Annotated in this window: 19 protein-coding genes; 10 read left to right on the top strand and 9 right to left on the bottom strand. The window is 62.4% G+C overall.

The window, feature by feature from the left end; genetic code table 11:
• Positions 1 to 29 precede the first annotated feature (29 nt).
• The 8 genes from APH35_RS17625 to APH35_RS17590 all read right to left on the bottom strand — a co-directional run bounded on the left by APH35_RS17625 (position 30) and on the right by APH35_RS17590 (position 9,865).
• The gene (locus APH35_RS17625) at positions 30 to 1,952 is read right to left on the bottom strand and encodes a PrkA family serine protein kinase (protein ID WP_012270195.1); all 1,923 of its coding nucleotides are present in this window, start codon (positions 1,950 to 1,952) and stop codon (positions 30 to 32) included.
• A 283-nt stretch (positions 1,953 to 2,235) separates the two neighbouring features.
• A complete protein-coding gene (gene glpE / locus APH35_RS17620; protein ID WP_060494195.1) occupies positions 2,236 to 2,568 on the bottom strand; it encodes a thiosulfate sulfurtransferase GlpE in 333 nt (110 codons plus the stop codon).
• A gap of 14 nt (positions 2,569 to 2,582) precedes the next feature.
• Positions 2,583 to 3,449 carry a symmetrical bis(5'-nucleosyl)-tetraphosphatase gene (locus APH35_RS17615; protein WP_012270197.1) on the bottom strand — a complete coding sequence of 289 codons (867 nt, stop codon included), beginning with the start codon at positions 3,447 to 3,449 and terminating at the stop codon, positions 2,583 to 2,585.
• Positions 3,449 to 3,829, bottom strand: coding sequence for a Co2+/Mg2+ efflux protein ApaG (gene apaG / locus APH35_RS17610; protein ID WP_012270198.1), 381 nt, complete (start codon positions 3,827 to 3,829; stop codon positions 3,449 to 3,451). The genes APH35_RS17615 and apaG overlap by 1 nt, the downstream gene beginning before the upstream one ends.
• A gap of 145 nt (positions 3,830 to 3,974) precedes the next feature.
• Positions 3,975 to 4,775, bottom strand: a complete 801-nt coding sequence (rsmA, locus tag APH35_RS17605; protein WP_012270199.1) for a 16S rRNA (adenine(1518)-N(6)/adenine(1519)-N(6))-dimethyltransferase RsmA — start codon at positions 4,773 to 4,775, stop codon at positions 3,975 to 3,977.
• The gene (gene pdxA / locus APH35_RS17600) at positions 4,772 to 5,761 is read right to left on the bottom strand and encodes a 4-hydroxythreonine-4-phosphate dehydrogenase PdxA (protein ID WP_060515203.1); all 990 of its coding nucleotides are present in this window, start codon (positions 5,759 to 5,761) and stop codon (positions 4,772 to 4,774) included. The genes rsmA and pdxA overlap by 4 nt, the downstream gene beginning before the upstream one ends.
• Positions 5,758 to 7,077 carry a peptidylprolyl isomerase SurA gene (gene surA, locus APH35_RS17595; RefSeq protein ID WP_041166352.1) on the bottom strand — a complete coding sequence of 440 codons (1,320 nt, stop codon included), beginning with the start codon at positions 7,075 to 7,077 and terminating at the stop codon, positions 5,758 to 5,760. Before surA ends, pdxA begins: the two co-directional genes overlap by 4 nt.
• Positions 7,058 to 9,865: an LPS-assembly protein LptD gene (locus tag APH35_RS17590; RefSeq protein ID WP_060515202.1), complete on the bottom strand. Its 2,808-nt coding sequence runs from the start codon at positions 9,863 to 9,865 to the stop codon at positions 7,058 to 7,060. The genes surA and APH35_RS17590 overlap by 20 nt, the downstream gene beginning before the upstream one ends.
• A gap of 130 nt (positions 9,866 to 9,995) precedes the next feature.
• On the opposite strand from APH35_RS17590, the gene APH35_RS17585 reads away from it, so the two are divergent.
• From APH35_RS17585 to APH35_RS17575, 3 genes are read left to right on the top strand one after another with little or no spacing between them, the layout of a single operon-like run.
• Positions 9,996 to 11,015 (top strand): aminoglycoside phosphotransferase family protein, encoded by a 1,020-nt coding sequence (locus APH35_RS17585; RefSeq protein ID WP_012270203.1) that lies wholly within the window; start codon positions 9,996 to 9,998, stop codon positions 11,013 to 11,015.
• Complete coding sequence (gene murU, locus APH35_RS17580; RefSeq protein ID WP_060494198.1) at positions 11,012 to 11,683, top strand: N-acetylmuramate alpha-1-phosphate uridylyltransferase MurU; 672 nt, start codon at positions 11,012 to 11,014, stop codon at positions 11,681 to 11,683. The genes APH35_RS17585 and murU overlap by 4 nt, the downstream gene beginning before the upstream one ends.
• 1 nt (position 11,684) lies before the next feature.
• Positions 11,685 to 12,452 (top strand): TerB family tellurite resistance protein, encoded by a 768-nt coding sequence (locus APH35_RS17575; protein ID WP_012270205.1) that lies wholly within the window; start codon positions 11,685 to 11,687, stop codon positions 12,450 to 12,452.
• A gap of 101 nt (positions 12,453 to 12,553) precedes the next feature.
• Here APH35_RS17575 and APH35_RS17570 read toward each other — a convergent pair whose 3' ends face one another.
• Complete coding sequence (locus APH35_RS17570) at positions 12,554 to 13,552, bottom strand: alpha/beta hydrolase family protein (protein WP_012270206.1); 999 nt, start codon at positions 13,550 to 13,552, stop codon at positions 12,554 to 12,556.
• A gap of 95 nt (positions 13,553 to 13,647) precedes the next feature.
• Between APH35_RS17570 and APH35_RS17565 the strand changes: the two genes are divergently transcribed.
• From APH35_RS17565 to rpe, 7 genes are all read left to right on the top strand, one after another.
• Positions 13,648 to 16,035, top strand: a complete 2,388-nt coding sequence (locus tag APH35_RS17565) for a PAS domain-containing sensor histidine kinase (RefSeq protein ID WP_060494200.1) — start codon at positions 13,648 to 13,650, stop codon at positions 16,033 to 16,035.
• Positions 16,036 to 16,045: 10 nt separating this feature from the next.
• On the top strand, positions 16,046 to 16,675 hold the full coding sequence (locus APH35_RS17560; protein ID WP_060515201.1) for a response regulator: 630 nt from the start codon (positions 16,046 to 16,048) through the stop codon (positions 16,673 to 16,675).
• 304 nt (positions 16,676 to 16,979) lie between these two features.
• Positions 16,980 to 18,104 (top strand): ABC transporter ATP-binding protein, encoded by a 1,125-nt coding sequence (locus tag APH35_RS17555; RefSeq protein WP_012270208.1) that lies wholly within the window; start codon positions 16,980 to 16,982, stop codon positions 18,102 to 18,104.
• 40 nt (positions 18,105 to 18,144) lie between these two features.
• On the top strand, positions 18,145 to 19,179 hold the full coding sequence (locus APH35_RS17550) for an ABC transporter substrate-binding protein (protein WP_012270209.1): 1,035 nt from the start codon (positions 18,145 to 18,147) through the stop codon (positions 19,177 to 19,179).
• 66 nt (positions 19,180 to 19,245) lie between these two features.
• Positions 19,246 to 20,493 (top strand): ABC transporter permease, encoded by a 1,248-nt coding sequence (locus APH35_RS17545; RefSeq protein ID WP_012270210.1) that lies wholly within the window; start codon positions 19,246 to 19,248, stop codon positions 20,491 to 20,493.
• A gap of 10 nt (positions 20,494 to 20,503) precedes the next feature.
• Positions 20,504 to 21,331 (top strand): ABC transporter permease, encoded by an 828-nt coding sequence (locus APH35_RS17540; protein WP_003260880.1) that lies wholly within the window; start codon positions 20,504 to 20,506, stop codon positions 21,329 to 21,331.
• A 155-nt stretch (positions 21,332 to 21,486) separates the two neighbouring features.
• Entirely contained in the window at positions 21,487 to 22,161 is a 675-nt protein-coding gene (gene rpe / locus APH35_RS17535) for a ribulose-phosphate 3-epimerase (RefSeq protein WP_003255539.1), read from the top strand.
• Positions 22,162 to 22,209: the final 48 nt, after the last annotated feature.

Here is a 22,209-nt window from a genome sequence, read left to right as displayed (position 1 = left end):
TTGAAGCTTGCGGCTTGTAGCTTGCCGCTTTATTGCGATTTCCTGACCCGCAGGTACCATTCCGACAGCAGACGTACCTGTTTGTCGGTGTAACCACGCTCCACCATCCGGGTGACGAAGTCGTTGTGTTTCTTCTGATCCTCTTTGCTGGCCTTGGCGTTGAAGCTGATGACAGGCAGCAGGTCTTCGGTGTTGGAGAACATTTTCTTCTCGATCACCACCCGCAGCTTTTCATAGCTCAGCCAGCTTGGATTCTTGCCGTTGTTGTTGGCGCGTGCGCGCAGTACGAAGTTGACGATCTCGTTGCGGAAGTCTTTCGGGTTGCTGATGCCGGCCGGTTTCTCGATCTTCTCCAGCTCCTCGTTGAGGGCGATACGGTTGAGGATCTCGCCGGTTTCCGGGTCGCGGTATTCCTGGTCCTGGATCCAGAAGTCGGCATACAGCACGTAGCGGTCGAAGATGTTCTGGCCGTATTCGCTGTAGGACTCCAGGTAGGCTGTCTGGATTTCCTTGCCGATAAACTCGATGTAGCGCGGCGCCAGGTATTCCTTCAGGTAGCGCAGGTAGCGTTCGCGCACCTCGGCCGGGAACTGTTCCTGCTCGATCTGCTGCTCCAGCACGTACAGCAGGTGCACTGGGTTGGCGGCAATTTCGTGTGGGTCGAAGTTGAACACCTTGGAGAGGATCTTGAAGGCGAAGCGAGTGGAAAGGCCGTTCATGCCCTCGTCAACGCCTGCCGAGTCGCGGTATTCCTGGATCGACTTGGCCTTCGGATCGGTATCCTTGAGGTTTTCTCCGTCGTAGACACGCATCTTCGAGTAGATGTTGGAGTTCTCTGGCTCTTTCAGGCGTGAAAGCACCGTGAACTGGGCCAGCATCTTGAGCGTATCCGGTGCGCAATGAGCCTTGGACAGCGAGCTGTTGACCAGCAGTTTGTCGTAGATCTTGATTTCATCGCTGACGCGCAGGCAGTACGGCACCTTGACGATGTAGATACGGTCGATGAACGCTTCGTTGTTCTTGTTGTTGCGGAAGGTATGCCACTCCGATTCGTTGGAGTGCGCCAACAGGATGCCGGTATAGGGAATCGCCCCCAGGCCCTCGGTGCTGTTGTAGTTGCCTTCCTGGGTAGCGGTGAGCAAGGGGTGCAGCACCTTGATCGGCGCCTTGAACATTTCGACGAATTCCATCAGGCCCTGGTTGGCCCGGCACAGTGCGCCCGAGTAGCTGTAAGCATCGGCGTCGTTCTGTGGGTATTCTTCAAGCTTGCGGATATCCACCTTACCGACCAGGGCAGAGATGTCCTGGTTGTTCTCGTCGCCGGGTTCGGTCTTGGCAATGGCGATCTGGTTGAGAATCGACGGGTAGAGTTTCACCACCTTGAACTTGGAGATATCGCCGCCGAACTCCTGCAGGCGCTTGGTGGCCCAAGGCGACATGATGGTATTCAGGTAGCGCCGTGGGATACCGAACTCTTCCTCGAGAATGGCCCCATCTTCGGTAGCGTTGAACAGTCCCAGCGGTGACTCGAATACCGGCGAGCCCTTGATCGCATAGAACGGCACCTTTTCCATCAGCTGCTTGAGCTTTTCCGCCAGCGACGACTTGCCGCCGCCTACCGGGCCCAGCAGATAGAGGATTTGTTTCTTCTCTTCCAGGCCTTGGGCGGCGTGGCGGAAGTACGACACGATCTGGTCGATGCACTCTTCCATGCCATGGAAGTCGGCAAAGGCCGGATAGCGGCGGATAACCTTGTTGGAGAAGATTCGCGACAGCCTGGAGTTGGTAGAGGTGTCGATCAGCTCTGGCTCACCGATGGCCAGCAACAGCCGTTCGGCCGCCGATGCGTAGGCACTGCGATCCCCTTTGCACAGCTCGAGGTACTCCTGCAGCGAGAGTTCTTCCTGGCGCGTAGACTCGAAACGTTGTTGGAAGTGGCTAAAAATACTCATGACGTCACCTCGCTCGATACGTGGAGACGACGCCGGATCAGTCAGCTGATGCTGGCATGCAACCGGGTTCGCCGATTGCTGTATACCCCCCAGAACACCCTGTAACGCTACCGATGACCCGCACGCCGGTGTACCGGCTCTCCCCTTTTTTGGATGGCCTGAGCTTAAGCGTAGTTGGTTATCTGCAAGGTCAAGGGGCGAGGAGGGCAGAAGTTACCAACTACCGTTCGTCAGATAACCCGCCAGCCCGCACGGGGCGCGGGCTGCGGGAAAAATGAAAAAATTATTCGGCGGCGCCTTGGGCGGTCTCGGCCGGGTAGGTGGCGCGCCACAGTTCGAAGCCGCCGTCCACGCTGTAAACGTCGGAGAAGCCCTGGCCGACCAGGTAGGCGGCAGCGCTCTGGCTGGAATTGCCGTGATAGCAGACCACCAGGGTCGGGGCGTCGAGGTCGGCGCCGCGGATGAAATCGGCGACCGAATGGTTATCCAGGTGCCGGGCACCGGTGATATGGCCGGCAGCGAAGGCTTGTGCGTCGCGAATGTCGACGACAACCGCACCTTCTTGCTTGCGAAGCTCCAAGGCCTGCTCGGGAGGGATGCGCTTGAATTCGCTCATGGGTACTACTTCCTTCAGGTGTGGTCGTTGAGTGTAGTGGGTTGTGCCGGTTGGCGCAGGGTGCCGTCGTCGGCGCAATCGCAGCGGTGGTATTCGCCACTGTCGACGTTGTACAGGGTCATGGCGCCGCCCCACACGCAGCCGGTGTCCAGGGCAATGATGCCCGGTTCGTCGACGCGGCCTTCGAGGGCGGCCCAGTGGCCGAAGATGATTGTCACGTGCCGCGAGCGACGGCCCTTGTGTGCAAACCAGGGCTTGTAACCCTTGGGCGCGGTACCCAGGCCTTCCTTGCTCTTGAGGTCAAGCTTGCCCTCGGCGGTGCAGAAGCGCATGCGCGTGAGGTAGTTGGTGATGACCCGCAGGCGCTCGACACCGGTGAGGTTCTTGCTCCACTTGTTCGGCTCGTTACCGTACATGCCGTCCAGGTAGAGCTTCAGGCGGCTATCATCGCGTAGCGCTTCTTCCACCTCGGCCGCATAGCCAAGGGCCTGGCCGAGCGTCCACTGTGGTGGAATGCCGGCGTGGGCCATGGCGATGCCGCGTGCCTCGTCGTAATGCAGCAGCTTCTGCTGGCGCAGCCAGTCAAACAGCGGGTCGGCGTCCGGCGCTTCGATGATTTCGCGCAGGGTGTCGCTTTTCTTGAGGCGCTCTACGTTGTGCCAGGCGGCCAGCAGATGCAGGTCATGGTTGCCCAGCACGCAGACCAGTGACTGGCGGATCGAGTAGAGGAAGCGCAGGGTTTCCAGTGACTCAGGGCCGCGGTTGACCAGGTCGCCGACCAGCCACAGGCGGTCGACGGCGGGGTTGAAGCTGACGCGCTCGAGCAGGCACTTGAGTGGCTGCAGGCAGCCCTGCAGGTCGCCGACGGCGTAAGTGGCCATCAGTGCAGCGCCCCCGGTACCGCCAGGCGGAACGGGGCGATCTCGGCGTCGAAGCGTTTACCGTCTTCGGCAAACATCTGGTAGCTGCCCTGCATGGTGCCCACGCGGGTACTGATGACGGCGCCGCTGCTGTAGGTGTGGCTCTGGCCCGGGTCGATGTTGGGCTGTTGGCCGACCACGCCGGCACCGCGCACTTCCTCGACTTCGCCGTCACCGTTGGTGATCAGCCAGTGGCGTGACAGCAGCTTGGCTTTGAGCGAGCCGTTGTTCTGCACGGTAATGGTGTAGGCGAAAGCGAAACGACTGTTTTCGGGGTCGGATTGTTCTTTCAGGTAGCGGGTCACGACGCTGACGTCGATTTGATAGCGGGGGTCGGACATGCAAGGGCCTTGGGCGAACTGACGCAATAACGCAGTCTAGGCCATTGGGAGGGGCGAGGGCCAGCGGTGCAGGGGCTTGGGGTTTTCTGTTGTCGGTGCCGGTCTCTTCGCGGGTTTAACCGCGAAGAGCTCGGTACAGGTGATATCAGGCTTGCTGATCAGCCAGTTGGTCGGCCAGGCGCACGAAGGCTGCCAGGTCCAGCTGTTCAGGACGCAGGCTGCCATCCACACCAGCGGCCTCGATGGCCGCGCTGTCGAGCAGGCCCTTCATGGTGTTGCGCAGGGTTTTGCGACGCTGGTTGAACGCCTCGCGTACCACCTGCTCCAGCAGCTTCGCATCCTTGGCCGGGTGGGGCAGCACTTCGTGCGGCACCAGGCGGACGATGGCTGAATCGACTTTTGGCGGTGGGTTGAAGGCGCCAGGGCCGACATTGAACAGGTGCTCCACGCGGCAGTGGTACTGCACCATGATCGACAGGCGCCCCCAGTCACCCCCGCCAGGGCCGGCTGCCATGCGCTCGACCACTTCCTTCTGCAGCATGAAGTGCATGTCGCGGATAAGCCCGGCATGGCTGAGCAGGTGGAAGATCAGCGGGGTGGAGATGTTGTAGGGCAGGTTGCCCACTACCTTGAGGCTGCGTGGCGGCACGCCCAGCTGGTTGAAGTCGAACTTCAGGGCGTCGCCCTGGTGCAGGCGGAAGTTGCCGCGATCAGCGAACTTGTGCTGCAGGATCGGTACCAGGTCCTTGTCCAGCTCCACCACGTCCAGTTGTGCGCCGCTGCCCAGCAGGCCTTCGGTCAGGGCGCCCTGGCCCGGGCCGATTTCCAGCAGGTGTTCGCCGGCCTTGGCGTTGATGGCACGCAGGATGCGGTCGATGACGCCGGCGTCGTGCAGGAAGTTCTGGCCGAAGCGCTTGCGCGCCCGGTGTTGGTATTGCTCGTTCATGGTCGGTTCTCGGCCATCTGGTAGGCGGTTTCCAGCGCGACGCAAAGGCTGCCGGTGTCGACCTTGCCGGTGCCGGCCAGGTCCAGGGCGGTGCCGTGATCGACCGATGTACGGATGATCGGCAGGCCCAGGGTCACGTTCACTGCAGCGCCGAAGCCTTTGTACTTGAGTACGGGCAGGCCCTGGTCGTGGTACATCGCCAGCACCGCATCGCAGTGCTCCAGATATTTGGGGGTAAACAGGGTATCGGCCGGCAGCGGCCCGCGTAGGTCCATGCCTTCGGTGCGCAGGCGGGCCAGGGTCGGCTCGATGATGTCGATTTCCTCGCGGCCCAGGTGGCCGCCCTCGCCCGCATGCGGGTTGAGGCCACACACCAGAATACGCGGGTTGGCAATGCCGAACTTGTCGCGCATGTCGGCATGCAGGATACGGGTTACACGTTCGATGCGCTCGGCTGTGATGGCGTCGGCAATATCACGCAGCGGCAGGTGCGTGGTTACAAGCGCCACGCGCAGGCCACGGGTCGCCAGCATCATCACCACTTGCGCGGTATGGGTCAGTTCGGCAAGGAACTCGGTATGCCCGGAAAAGGCGATACCGCTTTCATTGATCACACCCTTGTGCACCGGGGCGGTGATCATCCCGGCGAAGTGCCCGTCCAGGCAGCCTTGGCCCGCGCGGGTCAGGGTTTCCAGCACGAACGCGGCGTTGGCTTTGTCGAGCTGGCCTGATGTTACGGGCGCTGCCAGGGGGGTATCCCAAACGTACAGGCTACCGGCTGGCGCCGGCTGCTCAGGCCATTGGCCTGGGGCTACTGACAGCAGGTTGACGGCCAGCCCCAGCTGCGTGGCCCGCTCGGCGAGCAGGTCACGGCTGGTGATGGCGATCAGGGGATGAGGCTGGGCGTCTGCGGCGAGCAGCAGGCACAGGTCGGGACCTATGCCGGCCGGCTCGCCGGGCGTGACGGCGAAGCGCAGGGGCTTCACTGGGCGGCCTGGTCAGCGCCAGGCAGCTTGATTTCAACGTAGGCTTCGTCGCGAATCTGGCGCAGCCAGGTTTGCAGCTCTTCGTCGTACTTGCGGTTGCGCAGTACGCTCAGGGCCTGTTGCTCACGTGCCTGCTCAGTGCTGTCGGTGGCGCGGCGGCCCAGCACTTCCAGAACGTGCCAGCCGTACTGGGTTTTGAACGGTTTGGTCACGACGCCTTGCTGGGCGTTGGCCATCTGTTCACGGAACTCCGGTACCAGGCTGTTCGGGTCTACCCAGTTGAGGTCGCCGCCGTTGAGCGCAGAACCTGGGTCTTCCGAGAAGCTCTTGGCCAGCTCGCCGAAATCTTCGCCGTTCTTGATGCGGTCGTACAGGCGCTCGGCCAGTTGCTCGGTGGCTGCTTCGCTGCGGATCTCGCTTGGCTTGATCAGGATGTGGCGTACATGCACTTCGTCACGCAGCACGTTCTCGCTGCCACCGCGCTTCTCCTCCAGCTTGAGGATGATGAAGCCGTTGGGGATACGAATGGGCTGGGTGATCTCACCCACCGGCATGCTGCTGAGCATCTTGGCGAAGTCAGGTGGCAGCTGGCCGGCTTTACGCCAGCCCATCTCGCCGCCTTCCAGGGCGTTTTCGCTGGCCGAGTTGGCAATCGCCATCTGGCCGAAGTCGGCGCCCTGGCGCAGCTGCTGGTACACGTCACCGACCTTGCGCGCAGCCTTCTGGATATCATCCGAGTTGGCGGCTTCCGGGGTAGGGATGAGGATGTTCGCCAGGCGGTACTCTTCCGACATCTGCATCTTGCCCATGTCGGAGTTGAGGAAGTTCTTCACTTCCTGCTCCGACACCTGGATACGCTCGGCCACGCGGCGCTGGCGTACACGGCTGATGATCATCTCGCGCTTGACCTGCTCGCGAGCGTCGTCGAACGACAGGCCGTCATGGGCCAGGGCGGCGCGGAACTGGTCCAGCGACATGCCATTGCGCTGGGCGATGGTGCCGATGGCCTGGTTCAGTTCCTCGTCGGTGATGCGGATGCCGGAGCGCTCGCCGATCTGCAGTTGCAGGTTCTCGACGATCAGGCGTTCCAGTACCTGCTGTTCCAGGGCGCCAGTGGGTGGCACGCCGCCGCCACGCTTGGCGATGGTTTGCTGCACCTCGTGGACGCGCTGGTCCAGCTGGCTTTGCATGACCACGTCGTTGTCGACGATGGCCACCACGCGATCAAGAGGTTGTACCGCGGCATGCACCGCGCCACTCAGCAAAGCGGCGCCCAGCAACACTGGGCGCAGACGATCAATAAGCTTGGTCTTCACGTTCACGGTAACCTTGAATGCCTTGGTCGAGGAAAGACTCGACCTTGTTGCCAACTACGCCACCGAGGCCTTTCAGGACGATCTGAAGGAAGACACCGTGGTCGCCTTTTTCGTTCGCCGGGAGGGCTTGGCTGAAGTCGTCGTAATCGATCCAGTAGCGGTTGATCAGGCGCAGCTTCCAGCAGCAGTTGTCGTACTCGAAACCGCCCATGGCTTCCAGGGTGCGGTTGCGGTTGTAGTCATGCTGCCAGCGAGCGATGACGCTCCACTGCGGAACGATCGGCCAGATGACCGAGAAGTCATGCTGCTGGATCTTGTAGTAGTCCTTGATGTAGTTCGGGCTACCTGGGGTGCCGTAGTCGCCACCGCCCACTTTCCAAGTACCGGTCTGGGAGTCGTAGGCAATGGTGTCGTTACGGTAGCGATAACCGACGTTGACCACCTTGTTCGGGTTGTCTTCAGGCTGGTAGTGGAACATCGCGCTGCCCGAGCGGGTGCTGCGGCTGTCTGGGTCCCAGTTGAAGTCCGAGTTGAAGCGCCAGTCGCGGTTGAAGAAGTAGTTGTACATCAGCGCGTATGGAGAAACGTCGGACTGCGAGTCTTTGCGGGTACGGTAGTCGATACCTGGCAGCTGGACCTTGCGGTCCTTGAAGTAGTACGCCTGGCCAATGCTGAAGTTCTGGCGTTCGAAGCCGTTTTCTTCGATCCAGCGGGTGGTTACCCCCAGCGAAAGTTTGTTCTCGTCCCCGATGCGGTCTGTGCCACTGAAGCGGTTCTCGCGGAACAACGAGTCATAGCTGAACAGACTTTCGCCTGAGTCGAACAGCGGAATGTCCATCTGATCCTTGTACGGAACATAGAGATAGAACAGGCGCGGTTCGAGGGTCTGCTTGTAGTTCGTACCGAACAGAGATGTGTTGCGGTCAAAGTACAAGCCGCTGTCGACACTGAAGATCGGGATATCGCGGTTCTGGGTGCTCGAGAAATCACCGCGTAGGTCGCGGGTGGCTTGCGAGGCATTGGCCAGGTCGCTTTTGCCTTCGCTATCCAGGTCCAGGTCGTAATGGGTGTACATGTAAGTCAGCTTAGGCTTGAGGTAACCATAGCTGGCATCCATCGGTAAGCTGATGGAAGGTGCAACGTTGAGGCGGGTACCGTTAGCCCTTGCGAGACCGAAGATGTTCTCATCAAGACGTTGGCCATTGGTACCAGCGGTGGTGTCAAGCACCCCATCCTTGTTGAAGACCGGACCAGTCTTCAAGTCGCGATCAAAGCGCACGGCTTCGGTGTCGTAACTGAAGTCGAAACCACCCGGGTGGTACGGCAGCATACCGTTGAGGGTGACTTGCGGCAGACGATCATACGGCGTGATCTGCGAGATAGTGGCCATTTCGTAGGCATGCACGTTCAAACGCGCGGTGTAGCTGTCGCCACGATAGGTCAAAGCACCCTGCTGGTTCAGCAGGTCACGGCTTTCCACACCGATCTGATCAGACTCCAGGTCCTGGAAGTAGAACGGGTCGCTGATGTCGGTGTAGTCGACCTCGGCCATCAGGCGCTCGTCCAGGCCACCCTTGTGCTGCCAGTTGACCATCCAGCGCTGATCTTCGTAATCCGTCTGGAGTTTACGATCATCGTCCTTGTCGTTCAGGTACGCACCGCCGAACTGGCCTTCGCTCGAAGGCGTCAGGTAGCGGAACTCGCCTTCCATCAGCAGGCCGCGCTTGGCCATGTAACGCGGGTACAACGTGGCGTCGTAGTTCGGCGCCAGGTTGAAGTAGTACGGCGTGACCAGCATGAAGCCGGTGTCGCTGCTGGTGCTGAACGATGGCGGCAGGAAGCCGGACTGGCGACGGTCGTCGATCGGGAAGTAGATGTACGGTGTGTAGAACACCGGGAAATCCTTGACCCGCAGCGTAACGTTGGTCGCGGTACCGAAGCCGGTGGCCGGGTTCAGGGTGATGTTGTTGCCCTTCAGCTGCCAGGCGTTGCTGCCCGGTTCGCAGGTGGTGTACGTACCGTCCTTGAGGCGGATGATGGCGTTTTCGCCACGCTTGGCGTACAGGGCACTGCCGCGGATGTGCGACTTGTGCATCACGTATTCGGCGTTGTCGACCTGGGCTTCGCCGGTGTCGAGCTGGATTTGCGCCTCGTCACCGACCACCAACGACCCGTTGTCACGGATCTTGACGTTGCCCTTGAGCTCGCCACGGTTTTCGGTCTGGTAGAGGTTGGCCTCGTCGGCCTCGGCCTGCATGCTGCCCTGGCGCATCACCACGTCACCGGCGAGGGTAGCGATCTGCTGCTCCTGCTGGTACTTGGATACCTTGGCGTTGATGTAGGTCGGCGACTCATCCTTCGGCGTGGTGTCGGCCATGCCCGGGCGGGTTGGCTCGACATAGGCGCCACCGCAGTACGGGCCGGTTTCGGCCAGCTGCGCGGCGGTGAGCTTTTCACGCGGCACCCAGTCCAGGTGGCTGTAGTCTTCGCTGCGCGACTTCAGGGCACGGCCCTTGGCCTCGGTAACCAGCATCGGCCGGTCCGCGGTTTCGCCTTCGCTGGCGGCTTCAGTGCCGGAGCTGACGGCCGCACCTTCGTGCACCGGGCGTGGCGGCAGGTTGTTGACTGGGGCCTTGGGCTTGCAGTCCCAGCCACCGGCGGCGGACACTTGGCAGTCGAACTGTTCGGCTGCCACTGCATATGAGGTGGCCAGAGGTTGCAGGGCCAGCAGACCGCCGGTTACCAGCAACGGAAACTTTCTACGAAACGCGGGGGATTTCAATGCCATCTTATTAGTCCGGGCTTCCTGCGTGCCATCTGCCCGCGTGTGGGGCCGCACGCCTCTCGATGGTCTGAAAAAGATGCTGGATAATAAAGCATGACCCGCTTGACGGCTAGGGCCGTCGGAGACCCTTGTAATGCCTGAACACGATGTACGCCTGCAACAACTGACGGTCTGGCTCGAAGAGCAGCTCAATGAACTTTTCCGCAACAATGCCTGGGGCGAAGTGCCTGCAGGCAGCTTGACGTCTGCCAGCAGCGACGCGAGCTTTCGCCGCTACTTCCGCTGGCAGGGGGCTGGCCACAGCTTCGTGATCATGGATGCGCCACCCCCGCAGGAAAACTGCCGACCGTTCGTCGCCATTGACCACCTGCTGGCCAGCGCCGACGTGCATGTGCCGCTGATCCACGCCCAGGACCTGGAGCGTGGCTTCCTGCTGCTTGGGGATCTCGGCACTCAGACATACCTTGACATCATCAATGCCGACAACGCCGATGGCCTGTTCGCCGATGCCATCGATGCGCTTTTGAAATTCCAGCGTTTGCCGATGGACGCCCCGCTGCCCAGCTACGACGATGCCCTGCTGCGCCGCGAAGTGGAGCTGTTCCCCGAATGGTACGTGGGGCGTGAGCTTGGCCTGGCCTTGAGCGAAGCGCAGAAAGCCACCTGGCAGCGCGTCAGCCAGCTGCTGATCGACAGTGCCCTGGCCCAGCCCAAGGTGCTGGTGCACCGTGACTACATGCCGCGCAACCTGATGCAGAGCACCCCAAACCCCGGTGTGCTGGATTTCCAGGATGCGGTGTATGGCCCGGTCACCTACGACATCACCTGCCTGTTCAAGGACGCCTTTGTCAGTTGGCCGCAGGCGCGGGTCGAGACCTGGCTGCGTGACTACTGGCAGCAGGCGCAGGTTGCCGGCATCCCGGTGCACGCTGAGTTCGAAGCTTTCCAGCGCGCCAGTGACCTGATGGGCGTGCAGCGCCACCTGAAGGTGATCGGCATCTTCGCCCGTATCTGCCACCGCGACGGCAAACCGCGTTACCTGGGCGACGTGCCGCGTTTCTTCGCCTATATAAATGAAGTGATCGGTCGCCGGCCCGAATTGGCGGAGCTGGGTGAGCTGATTGCGCAGTTGCAGGCCGGAGCGCGTGCATGAAGGCAATGATCCTGGCAGCGGGCAAGGGCGAGCGCATGCGCCCGCTGACCCTGCACACCCCCAAACCGTTGGTCCCGGTCGCCGGCCAGCCGTTGATCGAATACCACCTGCGCGCCCTGGCGGCAGCGGGCGTCACTGACGTGGTGATAAACCACGCCTGGCTCGGCCAGCAGATCGAAGACCATCTGGGTGACGGCAGCCGCTTCGGCCTGAACATCCGCTATTCACCTGAAGGTGAGCCGCTGGAAACCGGCGGCGGTATCTTCAAGGCCCTGCCTTTGCTGGGTGATGCGCCTTTCCTGTTGGTGAACGGCGATGTCTGGACCGATTACGATTTCGCGCGTCTGCAGGCTCCCCTGCAAGGCCTGGCTCACCTGGTGCTGGTCGACAACCCTGGCCATCACGGGCGCGGTGACTTCCGTCTGGTGGGTGAGCGGGTGGTCGATGGTGACGACGCGCCGGGCACCTTGACGTTCAGTGGCATTTCGCTGCTGCACCCGGCGTTGTTCGATGGTTGCCAGGCGGGCGCCTTCAAGCTGGCACCGTTGCTGCGCCAGGCCATGACGGCCGGCAAGGTCTCTGGCGAACACTACCGTGGGCACTGGGTGGATGTCGGTACGCTCGAACGCCTGGCCGAGGTTGAGCGTTTGATTGGCGAGCGCGCCTGACATGTGGTGGCCAGGCACGGTGATTGGTGTAGGTGCCGGCTTTGCTGTCGCGAGCATACCGGGTGCCTTGCTCGGTGCGCTGCTTGGGCAGGCCATGGACCGCCGGCTGCGCTTGCAAGGCTGGGACGATATGCGCGAACGCCTGGGCGGGCGCTCGGCCTTGCGCGACGACGAGTTGCTGTTCGTGATGCTCGGGCGCCTGGCCAAGTGCGATGGTCGGGTGGGTGAGCTGCATATCCAGCAGGCGCGTCAGGAAATGGTGCGCCTGGACCTGGCCGAGGCAGCCCGGCTGCGCGCTATCAATGCGTTCAACCGCGGCAAGGCAGGCAAGGACCGGCTGGGCGGGCACCTGCGGCGTATCCGCCAGCAGCCGCATGCCGCGGAAGGCACCTTGCGTGCCTGTTGGCGCATGGTTTGGGCCGACGGCAAGATGGGCAACAAGGAGCGTGAGTTGTTGCTGGACTGGGGGCAGAAGCTGGGCATGAGCAGGCGCCAGGTGCAGGCCATGTCGCTGGAGTACGAGCCGCGCAAGGCGACGGCAGCCGAAGGCGTCCCCATGACCTATGCGGCAGCGTTGCGCTTGCTGGCGGTGGAGGCGGATACCGATAGTGACAAGGTCAAGCAGGCGTATCGTCGGCTTGTCAGTCGGCATCACCCGGACAAACTGGCGGGTACCGGTGCCAGCGACGCGCAGGTGCGTGAAGCGACCGAGCGTACCCGTGAGTTGCATCAGGCGTATGCCATGATCCGCAAGCGGCGGGGGCTGTAAAAACGGGGCCGCTTTGCCGCCCATCGCGACACAAGGCCGCTCCCACACTTGTGCGGCCTCGCGTCGCGAAAGGGGGGCGAAGCACCCCTGTCGATTTCAGCTCAACCCTGCGGGCTCATCCATCCTCGCACGCGGCGGAACAACTGCTCTTGCTCCGCAGCCTTGTTGCCCGGCATGGCAATCAGCGACAACTGCCGGTACTGGCTGTCTTTCTGCCGTTTGCTGGCCTGCAGGCGCTGCTCGGCTGCATTGCGGTCCTGGCTGCGGGTGACGTAGTAGATATCGGCAGTCGGCACCTTCAAGGTTGGCGCCAGGCTCTCCAGGTCATGCTCCACGCGAGCCGGTGTCTGTGCGGCGACCATCACCAGTTTCTGTACCTGCGGCGGTTGCTTCTCGCTCAGGTAGCGGGCTGCCCAGTACGCGCCGCTGCCATGGCCGATCAGCACGATGCTGCGTGCGTTGTGCTGCTGGGCAAACGCCACTGCGGCGTCCAGGCGGGCGAAAATGCGCTCGGCGTCGGCTGGGTCGGCCTGTTCGCTGGCCTGTTCGGCGTCAGTGTTTTGCGCCGCGTCGGCATCGGCCGCGGTGGCTTGGGCGATATTGGCATTGGCGTCGGCAGGTACATCCTTGGCCGGAGCACTTTCGCCCTTGGCTTTTTCTGGCTCGGCAGCGGGTTTGGCTTCGACCCTCGCCTGGGGGCTGTCGGCGAGCAGATCTGGCAGGCTGACGCTCAGGCTGTGCCAGCCGACATCAGGGAATTTTTGCCGCAGCGGGCCAACTGCATTGGGCCAGTCGGCCGTTTCGCCAGCACCGGGAACAATGATCACCGCCCCTTGCGGGTCGCTGTCGTTGGCCGGCTTCCACAGGGCCAGGAAGCTGTCGGCGCCCGCCTGCAGGGTCTGCTGTTCGGCCTTGGGCACTAGCCTTTCGAGCGCCTGGGCATCCTCCTGGCTGCGCTCCAGCAAGGGCGGGCGTGGGGGCTCGACAGCAGGCGTCGCGGTAGTCGCGGGTGGTTTTTCGGCGTCGGCGGCCAAGGCACCGAGTGGAAGGAGCGAAGCCAGGCAGCACACTGCCAGCCCCGTGCGATAAAGTGTGGACATGCGTCAACCCAAGGCCAGAATGATACCGGCAGCCTAATAGTATTTGCCCGTGACGGCCATGCTGCATGGCCGCCTTTGCCAAGACGAGCGTGTAGATGAAGCGAGTGCGTCGCCTGTTGGTTATCGGCTGTTTGTGGCTGCCCTTGATTGCATTGGCCAGGCCCGAGGCGCCGCCCGCCGTGGTATTGGAGCCCGCTCAGCAGCAGTGGCTGGATACCCATCGCAGCCTGCGGGTGGGCCTGGTGCTGCAGGTGCCGTACGCCCAGTTCGACCGGCGCTTGCAGCAACTGTACGGGGCCAACGTAGAGCTGGTGAGCAGCCTGGCGCAGGCGCTGCGGCTGGACCTCACCTGGCGCAACTTCAGCGACCAGGCCAGCCTGGAGCATGCCCTGCAGAGCGGCGAAATCGACTTCGCCCCTGGGCTTACGCAGACGCCGGCCAGCCTGCGCCTGTGGTTGTTCAGCGACCCATACATGCGTGTGCCGCAACTGGTGGTGGGGCCGCGCACCGGGGCCATGGCCGTGGAGCTGGAAAAACTCGAAGCCGAACAGCGGGTGGCCGTGCGCATGCCCAGCCAGCTGGCGGACTACCTGCGCGCCAACTACAGCAACCTCAACCTGCAGGGGGTGCCCAACGAGCGTGAGGCCCTGCAACTGGTGGTAGGCGGCCAGGCCGCCTTTGCGGTGCTGGATGAAGCGCAGCTCAGCCGTCTGTCACGCGAAAGCGAGTTCAGTGAGCTGGCAGTGGTCGGCGATATCGGCCTGCCGCAATTGCTGCGCATTGGTTCACGGCGCGACTGGCCACTGTTGGCCGATGTATTGGAGCGTGGCTTGCAAGCGCTGCCAGCCAAGGAGCTGGAACAACTGCACCAGCGTTGGTTACAGCCCAAATACCCACGGCTGAGTGAATCGCCGGGCTTCTGGCAGAACCTGGCCTTGTTGTTCGGCATGCTGCTGCTGTGCGCGTTGGCCACATTGCTATGGCAACGCCGGCAGCAGCGCCAGCTGGAGCGCAGCCTGTTGGCCACGCGAGAAAGCCTTGTGGAACGGCAGGTGCGCGAAGAGGCGTTGCGCTTGAGCCAGTTCGCCATCGACCAGAGTACGGTGGGTATCCTTTGGGTCAATTGGGACAGCCACGTGCGCTACGCCAACCACGCTGCCGAGCGCATGCTGGGTTATGCCGAGGGCGAGCTGCTGGAGCGGCCGCTGAGTACCTTCGAACCAAGCCTGAACATGGACCGCTGGTTGGAGCTGTGGAAGGGCGCGCGTACGGGGGCAGGGGGTACCGGCCAGTTCGAGGCGCAGTGCCGGCGGGCCGATCACAGCGTGCTGCCGGTGGAGCTGTCGCTGAGTTTTCTGCGCTTTCGTGATTCCGAATATCTGGTGGTCTATCTCGCCGACGTCACCGAGCGCCACCGCGCCCTGGCGGCCTTGCGCGAGAGCGAGGCACGGCTCAAGGGCATTGCCGGTAACGTGCCGGGGCTGGTGTTTCGTCTGGAGCGCGACCCGGCCGAGGGCGACCTGGAGTTCCCCTATATCAGTGAGGGCAGCGAGGCCCTGGTGGGCTATGCGCCCAGCGAGATTCAGCACCCGCAGATGGGCCTGCGCAACCTGGTGCACCCCGAGGACCGCGCCGATTACCATCGGGTACAGGACCTGGCCCTGGCCAGCGACCAGGACTGGTCCTGGCAGGGGCGCATCCTCACTCGCCAGGGTGAACAGCGCTGGGCCGACATCAAGGCCAGTACTCGGCGCCTGGGCAACGGCCAGGTGGTGTGGGACGGTGTGGTGTGGGACATCACCCAAGGCAAGCGGGCAGAGTTGGCCCTGGCGAAATCTCAGGAGCAGCTGCGCGAACTGTCGGCCCACCTGGAGAGCGTGCGTGAAGAAGAAAAGGCCCGTATCGCCCGGGAAGTGCACGACGAACTGGGGCAGATGCTGACCGTGCTCAAGCTGGAAGTGTCGATGTGCGAGCTGGCATTCGCCGAGCTGGACCCAGGCCTTAACGAACGCCTGAGCAGCATGAAGCGCCTGATCGCGCAGCTGTTCCAGCTGGTGCGCGATGTGGCCACCGCTTTGCGCCCGCCGATTCTCGATGCCGGTATTGCCTCGGCCATCGAATGGCAGGCGCGGCGCTTCGAGGCGCGCACGCAAATCCCCTGTCTGGTGCAAGTACCGGATAATCTGCCAGCATTGAGCGATGCCAAGGCCACTGGATTGTTTCGTATCCTGCAGGAGGCGCTGACCAACGTGATGCGTCACGCCCAGGCGCACAGCGTGGAGATCGAGCTGGTACGCCAGGACGGTCAGTTGCGCATGACGGTCAGTGACGACGGCCAGGGCTTTTGCCGCGACCAGCCCCGGCCCACCTCGTTTGGCCTGGTGGGTGTGCGCGAGCGCGTGCTGATGTTGGGTGGCAGCATGGCGCTGGACAGTCAACCGGGCGAGGGCACCAGCCTGAGCGTGGCCATTCCGTTGGAGTAGGAGAGCGAGCGTGATTCGAGTGCTGGTGGCCGAAGACCACACCATTGTCCGTGAAGGTATCAAGCAGTTGATCGGCCTGGCCAAGGACATGCAGGTGGCGGGGGAGGCCGGTAATGGCGAGCAGTTGCTCGAAACCCTGCGGCACACGCCGTGCGAGGTGGTGTTGCTGGATATCTCGATGCCGGGGGTGAATGGGCTGGAAGCGATCCCGCGGATCCGTGCGTTGCACGACGCTCCGGCAATCCTGATGCTGTCGATGCACGACGAGGCACAGATGGCGGCGCGGGCGTTGAAGGCTGGCGCGGCGGGTTATGCCACCAAGGACAGCGACCCGGCGCTGTTGCTGACCGCGATTCGCCGGGTGGCGAGTGGCGGGCGTTATATCGACCCGTCGCTGGCCGACCGTATGGTGTTCGAAGTGGGCCTGACCGAGTCTCGGCCATTGCACACGCTGCTGTCGGAGCGGGAGTTCTCGGTGTTCGAACGCCTGGCTCAGGGCGCCAACGTCAACGACATTGCCCAGCAACTGGCGCTGTCGAGCAAGACCATCAGCACCCACAAAGCGCGCTTGATGCAAAAACTGAAGGTGAACTCGCTGGCGGAGCTGGTGAAGTACGCCATGGAGCACAAGCTGGTCTGATTGCGACAATGAGTGGTTTCGCAGTCCTTGTGAGAGCGGCCTTGTGTCGCGAAAGGGCCGCATAGCGGCCCCTTTGTTTCAGCGCTTTCGCTTGAATTGTGGGGGGGCTTCGTAGCCCTTTCGCGGCACAAGGCCGCTCCGGCAAGGACTGCGGCAGTGTCCTGAAAGCGTCATCTTTGTAGGGCAATCCCTACAGCGAATCTTCCATCCGGATGATGGCATTCTCTCAGCACCCCCGATTTTCGGGCGCTTGCGCCTCTTCTACTCTTTTGCCTACGCAGTCATCCAACAAGAAGGTGCAGGCATGAGCGAGGCGAAGTCGAACGCTGCAACCAGCGAAACGCTGGTCAGCTTCCGTGGTGTGCAGAAGAGCTACGACGGCGAGTCGCTGATCGTCAAAGACCTCAACCTGGATATCCGCAAGGGCGAGTTCCTTACCCTGCTTGGCCCGTCCGGCTCCGGTAAAACCACCAGCCTGATGATGCTGGCCGGTTTCGAAACCCCCACCGCCGGTGAAATCCAGCTGGCCGGGCGCTCGATCAACAACGTGCCGCCGCACAAGCGCGATATCGGCATGGTGTTCCAGAACTACGCGCTGTTCCCGCATATGACCGTGGCCGAGAACCTGGCCTTTCCGCTGACCGTGCGCAACCTGAGCAAGACCGACATCAGCGAGCGGGTCAAGCGCGTGCTGAACATGGTCCAGCTCGATGCCTTCGCCAAACGCTACCCCGGCCAGCTGTCCGGCGGCCAGCAACAGCGTGTGGCGCTGGCCCGGGCGCTGGTGTTCGAGCCGCAGCTGGTGCTGATGGACGAACCGCTTGGTGCGCTGGACAAGCAGCTGCGTGAACACATGCAGATGGAGATCAAGCACATTCACCAGCGCCTGGGTGTGACCGTGGTGTACGTGACCCACGACCAGGGCGAAGCGCTGACCATGTCCGACCGCGTGGCGGTGTTCCACCAGGGCGAAATCCAGCAGATTGCCGACCCGCGCACGCTGTATGAAGAGCCCTGCAATACCTTCGTCGCCAACTTCATCGGCGAAAACAACCGCATCAACGGCACCCTGCTGGCCAGCGATGGCAAACGCTGCCAGGTGCAGTTGCCGCGCGGTGAACGGGTCGAGGCGCTGGCGGTGAACGTCGGCCAGGCCGGCGAGCCGGTAACCCTGTCGATTCGCCCGGAGCGTGTGCGCCTGAACGGCCACAGCGAAAGCTGCGTCAACCGCTTCTCTGGCCGGGTGGCCGAGTTCATTTACCTGGGCGACCACGTGCGGGTGCGCCTGGAAGTTTGCGGCAAGGGCGACTTCTTCGTGAAACAGCCGATTGCCGAGCTCGACCCGGCATTGGCCGTGGGCGATGTGGTACCGCTGGGCTGGGAGGTGGAGCACGCCCGCGCGCTCGATCCGATTGCCGAAGCCCATTGATGGATTGCTTCACCAACCCTGTACTGTGGAGAGAATAATAATGCGCAAGCAGTTGAAACTGACCGCCCTGGCCCTGGGGCTGTTCGCCGCTGGCCAGGCCATGGCCGCGGACCTCACCGTGATCTCGTTCGGGGGCGCCAACAAGGCTGCCCAGGTCAAAGCGTTCTACGAGCCATGGGAAAAGGCGGGTAATGGCAAGATCGTCGCAGGCGAGTACAACGGCGAAATGGCCAAGGTCAAGGCGATGGTGGACACCAAGAGCGTGTCGTGGAACCTGGTAGAGGTCGAGTCGCCGGAGTTGGCGCGCGGTTGCGATGAGGGCATGTTCGAAGAACTCGACCCGGCACTGTTCGGCGATGACGCCGACTATGTACCTGGGGCCATCCAGCCTTGCGGCGTAGGCTTCTTCGTATGGTCCACGGTCATGGCCTACAACGCCGACAAGCTCAAGACCGCCCCCACCAGCTGGGCCGACTTCTGGGACACCAAGCAGTTCCCGGGCAAGCGTGGCCTGCGCAAGGGCGCCAAGTACACGATGGAATTCGCACTGATGGCCGATGGCGTTGCGCCCAAGGACGTCTACAAAGTGCTGGCCACCAAGGAAGGCCAGGACCGCGCCTTCAAGAAGCTCGATGAACTCAAGCCCAACATCCAGTGGTGGGAAGCTGGCGCGCAGCCACCGCAGTTCCTGGCCTCCGGTGACGTGGTCATGAGTTCTGCCTACAACGGCCGTATTGCCGCTGTGCAGAAGGAAAGCAACCTCAAAGTGGTGTGGAACGGCGGTATCTACGACTTTGATGCCTGGGCGATTCCTAAAGGTGCCAAGAACGCCGAAGAAGCCAAGAAATTCATTGCCTATAGCGTCAAACCCGAGCAGCAGAAGATCTACTCCGAGAACATCGCCTACGGCCCGGCCAACGCCAAGGCCGTGAGCTTGCTGTCGGAAGACGTGAAGAAGGACATGCCGACCACGCCTGAAAACATCGCCAACCAGGTGCAGATCGATGTGGCCTTCTGGGCTGACAACAGCGAGCAGCTGGAGCAACGCTTCAACGCCTGGGCGGCGAAGAAGTAAGGCGCATCAAAGGGGCGCTGGCCGCTGGGTCCGCGCTCCCCGTTTCCCTGTTTCGCGGAGTTCGCCATGGCCATTGCAGTGCCCCTAAAAGAAGGCGCAGGTCCAAGTCTCAAGCAGCGCCTCAAACACGCCGAGCGGGTCAACCGCTGGAAGGCGCAGGCGTTGATCGCGCCGTTGGCGCTGTTTCTTCTGCTGGTGTTCCTGGTGCCGATCGCGGCGCTGCTGTACAAGAGCGTCGGCAACCCGGAAGTGGTCGGTGGCTTGCCACGCACGGTAGACATCATCACCCAGTGGGACGGCAAGAGCCTGCCGGGCGAGGATGTGTACAAGGCACTGAGCCAGGACCTGGCCGAATCGCGCAAGAACCAGACCCTTGGCGACCTTTCCAAGCGCTTGAACATGGAGCTGGCTGGCTACCGCAGCTTGTTGACCAAGACAGCCCGGGCACTGCCATTCAAGGCTGAGCCTGCCTCTTACAAAGACGCTTTGCAGGCCGTTGACGAGCGTTGGGGCGACCCGGCCTACTGGCAGGCCATACGCCGCAATACCAGTTCGGTGACTTCTTTTTACCTGCTGGCCTCTGTCGACCACCGTATCGACGACCTTGGCGAACTGGCCAAGGCCACCCCGGACCAGGCCATTTACCTGGATATCTTCGCCCGCACCCTGTGGATGGGTGTGGTGATTACCGCCATCTGCCTTGTGCTGGCCTATCCGTTGGCCTACCTGTTGGCCAACCTGCCGACCCGCCAGAGCAACCTGCTGATGATCTTGGTACTGCTGCCGTTCTGGACCTCGATCCTGGTGCGGGTGGCGGCGTGGATCGTGCTGCTGCAGTCGGGCGGCCTGATCAACAGTGCGCTGATGGCCATGGGCATCATCGACCAGCCGCTGGAACTGGTGTTCAACCGCACCGGTGTGTACATCTCCATGGTGCACATTCTGCTGCCGTTCATGATTCTGCCGCTGTACAGCGTGATGAAGGGCATTTCGCCCAGCTATATGCGCGCGGCGATCTCGCTGGGGTGCCACCCGTTCGCCAGCTTCTGGCGGGTGTACTTCCCGCAGACCTATGCCGGCGTTGGCGCGGGGTGCCTGCTGGTGTTCATCCTGGCCATCGGCTACTACATCACCCCGGCGCTGCTCGGCAGCCCGAACGACCAGATGGTCAGCTACTTCGTCGCTTTCTATACCAACACCAGCATCAACTGGGGCATGGCCACCGCGCTGGGCGGGCTGCTGCTGCTGGCGACTGTGCTGTTGTACTTGATCTATAGCTGGCTGGTCGGCGCCAGCCGCCTGCGCCTGAGCTGAGGAGCCTGTCATGCTGAGCCCATACATGTCGCCCGTGGAACGGGTCTGGTTCTATAGCCTGCGCATTCTTTGTGGCTTGATCCTGCTGTTCCTGATCTTGCCGGTGCTGGTGATCGTGCCGCTGTCGTTCAACAGTGGCAGCTTCCTGGTGTACCCGCTGCAGGGCTTCTCGCTGCAGTGGTATCAGGACTTCTTCGGCTCGGCCGAGTGGATGCGGGCGTTGAAGAACAGCATCATCGTCGCCCCGGCGGCCACGGTGCTGGCCATGGTGTTCGGCACCCTGGCGGCCATCGGGCTGACCCGTGGCGACTTCCCCGGCAAGTCGCTGGTGATGGCGCTGGTGATATCGCCAATGGTGGTCCCGGTGGTGATCATCGGGGTCGCCAGTTACCTGTTCTTCGCCCCACTGGGCATGGGCAACAGTTTTACCTCGCTGATTCTGGTGCATGCGGTGCTGGGTGTGCCGTTCGTCATCATTACCGTGTCGGCAACCTTGCAGGGCTTCAACTACAACCTGGTGCGCGCGGCGGCCAGCCTGGGTGCCTCGCCGCTGCTGACCTTCCGCCGAGTGACCCTGCCACTGATTGCACCCGGTGTTATCTCGGGCGCGCTGTTCGCCTTTGCCACTTCGTTTGACGAAGTGGTGGTAACACTGTTTCTGGCCGGGCCGGAGCAGGCGACCCTGCCGCGGCAGATGTTCAGCGGTATCCGCGAAAACCTCAGCCCGACCATTGCTGCGGCGGCAACCTTGCTGATTGCTTTCTCGGTGGTGTTGCTGCTGACCCTGGAGTGGCTGCGTGGGCGCAGCGAGAAGCTGAGGACCCAACAGCCGGCCTGATGAGGAGGTGCCTGTACCGGCCTCTTCGCGGCGTTAGCCACGAAGAGGCCGGTACAGGTTGAAACAGCTGGTCGACATGGATTGATACCAATCAGCCTCTATCCGTTTCCCTGAGTTACAATGCGCGCCACCGTGATTCTGCCAACAGGTGCGCCATGCAGCCCTACGCTATTGCCCCCTCCATTCTCTCCGCCGATTTTGCCCGCCTGGGTGAGGACGTCGACAAGGTATTGGCTGCGGGTGCAGACATCGTTCACTTCGATGTCATGGACAACCACTATGTCCCCAACCTGACCATTGGTCCGATGGTTTGCACCGCCCTGCGCAAGTACGGCGTCACCGCGCCGATCGACGTGCACCTGATGGTCAGCCCCGTCGACCGTATCATCGGCGACTTCATCGAAGCCGGCGCCACCTACATCACCTTCCACCCGGAAGCCACACAGCACATCGACCGTTCGCTGCAACTGATCAAGGACGGTGGTTGCAAGGCTGGCCTGGTGTTCAACCCGGCCACCAGCCTGGACGCCCTGAAGTATGTGATGGACAAAATCGACATGGTGTTGCTGATGAGCGTCAACCCAGGCTTTGGCGGGCAAAAGTTCATCCCCGGCACCCTCGACAAACTGCGCGAAGCGCGTGCGCTGATCGACGCCAGTGGCCGTGATATCCGCCTGGAAATCGACGGCGGCGTGAACGTCAACAACATCCGCGAGATCGCTGCCGCTGGCGCTGACACCTTCGTGGCTGGCTCGGCGATCTTCAACGCCCCGGACTACCAGGAAGTCATCGCCAAGATGCGCGCCGAACTGGCCCTGGCCCGCCCATGAGTGGCTTCGAGCAGCTGTTCCCGGGGACGCTGCCGAGGCTGGTGATGT

This window comes from Pseudomonas sp. NBRC 111132, from assembly GCF_001320565.1.
Lineage (GTDB): Bacteria > Pseudomonadota > Gammaproteobacteria > Pseudomonadales > Pseudomonadaceae > Aquipseudomonas > Aquipseudomonas putida_P.
Note: the sequence above shows the minus strand (reverse complement) of the source record. Positions and strands in the feature narration are given on the sequence as shown.